Source organism: Nonomuraea sp. NPDC003754, from assembly GCF_053605785.1.
The window spans coordinates 1-2752 of sequence record NZ_JBSGJX010000113.1 but is presented as its reverse complement, the minus strand read 5'-3'; the positions used below and the strand labels follow the sequence as shown (position 1 = coordinate 2752).

Here is a 2752-nt window from a genome sequence, read left to right as displayed (position 1 = left end):
CGACACCTGGACACTGGCTTCCCGACTCTCCTGAAGAATCCAGGATCCTGCCGCCTCACAGGCCACCAAGAACAAGATCTTCAGTGATCTTCTAGGGGCGGTGGGTCATGCCGAGTCAGGCGCTGGCCGATTAGCTACCAAGAGCTGCTGCAGATCCTGTCCACGGTGGTAGTCGAGCAGATCTGACTCAGCCGCGCCAACGCCGGCAACGTTCCCGGGGCAGCAGTCATCGCGGAGAGGGGCCGCGTCTTCGCCGCCCGATTGCGGGCCGAGATCGAGGGCTCCGCGTAGCCGTCGTACAGCATGCTCACGCATCGCCATCGTCGTTCTCGTCCAGCTCCACCGCGTCCGGGTCGCGCAGCGGGCGCAGGGCGCCGGCGGCCGGGGTGGAGGCGGTGAAGCTGTAGCGGCCGAGCATGTTCAGGTTGCGGTGCTTGAGCGGGGAGAGCCGGGCGACATCCTCGTCGCGGAGCTCGTGGCCCTCGGCCTGGAGCTGGGCGACGGCGGCGTCGATGTACCGGGTCGTCCAGAGCACGATGGCGTTGAGGACCAGGCCGAGTGCGCCGAGCTGGTCCTCCATGCCGTCGCGGTATGCCTGGTTACCAGGGAGCCTGCGGCCTTCAGCATGTCCGGCCAGTGCGTGATCACCTTGTTCAGGCTCATGCGGTTGCGGGCCAGGTCCTCCACCACGCCGTACGTGCCCGTCTCGACGCCGGGCATCGTGGCCCGCCAGAACCGCTGGTCGTCCAGGTCGCGGAACCGCGGGCTGAAGTTGTAGCCGAGGATCTTGAACAGGCCGAACACCATGTCGGAGTACGAGGCGTGGTCGGTCGCCACCATCTCCGGCTTCACCCCGCCGTCCAGGTTCAGCAGCGCGTCCAGGATGTGCAGGGAGTCGCGCGGGGTGCCGGGGACGACCATCTGCCCGATGCCCGCGACCTGGTCGTTTACTGCGTTGAGACACCGGGCACGAGTTCAGCACCAGCCTGCTCCGGATGGTGCTGGCGTTCCCTCCGGTCGATCTGCTCGCCGACGCGCTGGAGGACGGCTGGGACGCTCCCAGCGTGCGGACGCAACTGCTGGACGCCTTCGCCCGCCAGTTGATCCAGCGGCCCTGGCCGACCAACACCGATGAGCGACTTCAGGTCCTGTCTAAGATGATCGCCGCCGACCGGCGCTTCCCGGACTACGAACAGAGCGCCTGAGGAAAGTGTTTCGACAGAAACATGGAGCCACCCGGACGGCGACGAGCGGTTGCACGCGAAGCTCGACTACACCCTGGCGGGCACCCTGCCGGTCGACAACTGACCGCCCAGACCACGCCGGACAGCCCACCGCACCCAGGGAGAGAGATGACCGAGTTCCGTCGCGTGAAGGCCTCTGGCGGCCGCGACGACGAAACCCCGGCGCCGGACGTGCGCTGCCCGGTGTGCGGCACGGCGATCGGACAGCCGCGCACCGGCCGCCCGGCCCGCTACTGCGGAACCCCGTGCCGCCAGGCCGCCCACCGCGCCCGCCGCCGCACTACCGAGGCCGCCTCATACGCCGCATGGTTGCGCGGCCACCTGGCCGCCGACCTTGCCCGTGCCTGCGAGCTCGGCGCCGAGCTGGCCGCTGCGCTCGACACCCCCCGGCCACCGCTGGCCCCGCCGCCGGCCGTGCTGGCGACGACGGCCAGGCCGTGCCCGAGAACGAGCCGCCGACCGGGTGGGAAGCAGGGCTCGGCGAGCTGGCCAGCCGCCTGAGCAGGCTGGCCACCGCCATCAGCGGCAGCGCCCGCGAGCACCAGGCCGTCGCTGTTGCCCAGGAGGAGAGGCCCACCAGGTCGAGGGTGTCGCGGCGGTGTAGCCCAGCGACTCATACAGCGGCCTGCCCAGTTTGGATGCGGTGAGGGTGAGCGGTAGATCCGCGAGGTGGGCCAGGGAGGCGAGCATGACGGCCCGCCCCACGCCACGCGAGCGCAACGCCGGTGATGTAGCGACCCAGTAATGGCTGCCGACGCCGTCGTCCACGACGCTGACGCACGCTCCCGCGGCCACGCCGTCGTGAGATACGACGAACACCTCCACGCCCGGCTGCTCGATCAGCGTCATCGGAAACAGCTCGCCGGGGCGGTAGGGCTCGAATCCGGTCAGCTCGAAACCCTCGATCACGATCCGCTCGGCCGCCTGGAGGTCCTCGGGCCGCCGTACCCGGATCACCTCGAGCACCGGTTCGCCGACGGGCCCGGGCGGGCGCAGCATGACCGGCATCTGCCAGCTGCGCATGCCCAGGTGGCTCAGGTCGGTCGAGCTGAACGGGTCCTCGGCGTTCACCGGGCCCACGGCCCGGCGGGCCAGCTCGCTCAACTCGGCCAGTTCGCCCAGGTCGAGGTCGGGCTCCTGGATCAAGATCCGCAGACCTGCACGCTCGTCGCCGTCGACCGCGACGAAACCGCGGCGCCGGATCACCTCATGCCCCCGACATCGTCCGGTCGCCCTCCAAAAAGCGGCGGAGTTGCGGGCCTGACGCATCGGCGCCTCGGCCAAGGGCAAGGAGGTGAGCTGGTCAGTCGGGGTGGATCCCATCGTCATTGCGCCGAGGGTAGTGCGCACGATTGACTCATCACACGGGCCAATTTCTCACGAGCTGACTGGGCCATCTTTGGGGCGGGCCACGCTCAACTCCCGACGTGTCGAGAAGCGCCACTCTGCCCGAGTGGAAGATCGTCGCCCTCGACCAGCTCGGCATGGTGTGGGATCCCAGGCTGGCG

At 69.4% G+C, this 2752-nt stretch carries 3 protein-coding genes and 1 pseudogene; 2 read left to right on the top strand and 2 right to left on the bottom strand.

From position 1 onward, the window contains the following. Positions 1 to 307: 307 nt before the first annotated feature. Positions 308 to 957 (bottom strand): annotated as a pseudogene (locus ACWEVS_RS46140) (Tn3 family transposase); the annotation flags it as partial. A gap of 38 nt (positions 958 to 995) precedes the next feature. Between ACWEVS_RS46140 and ACWEVS_RS46135 the strand changes: the two are divergent. Together ACWEVS_RS46135 and ACWEVS_RS46130 are read left to right on the top strand one after the other, a co-directional pair. Beyond that, positions 996 to 1205, top strand: a complete 210-nt coding sequence (locus ACWEVS_RS46135; protein WP_452557586.1) for a hypothetical protein — start codon at positions 996 to 998, stop codon at positions 1203 to 1205. Positions 1206 to 1352: 147 nt separating this feature from the next. Then, positions 1353 to 1745, top strand: coding sequence for a hypothetical protein (locus ACWEVS_RS46130; protein ID WP_452557584.1), 393 nt, complete (start codon positions 1353 to 1355; stop codon positions 1743 to 1745). A gap of 18 nt (positions 1746 to 1763) precedes the next feature. Here the strand turns inward: ACWEVS_RS46130 and ACWEVS_RS46125 are convergent, their stop codons facing one another. Then, complete coding sequence (locus tag ACWEVS_RS46125) at positions 1764 to 2450, bottom strand: GNAT family N-acetyltransferase (protein ID WP_452557582.1); 687 nt, start codon at positions 2448 to 2450, stop codon at positions 1764 to 1766. Positions 2451 to 2752 lie beyond the last annotated feature (302 nt).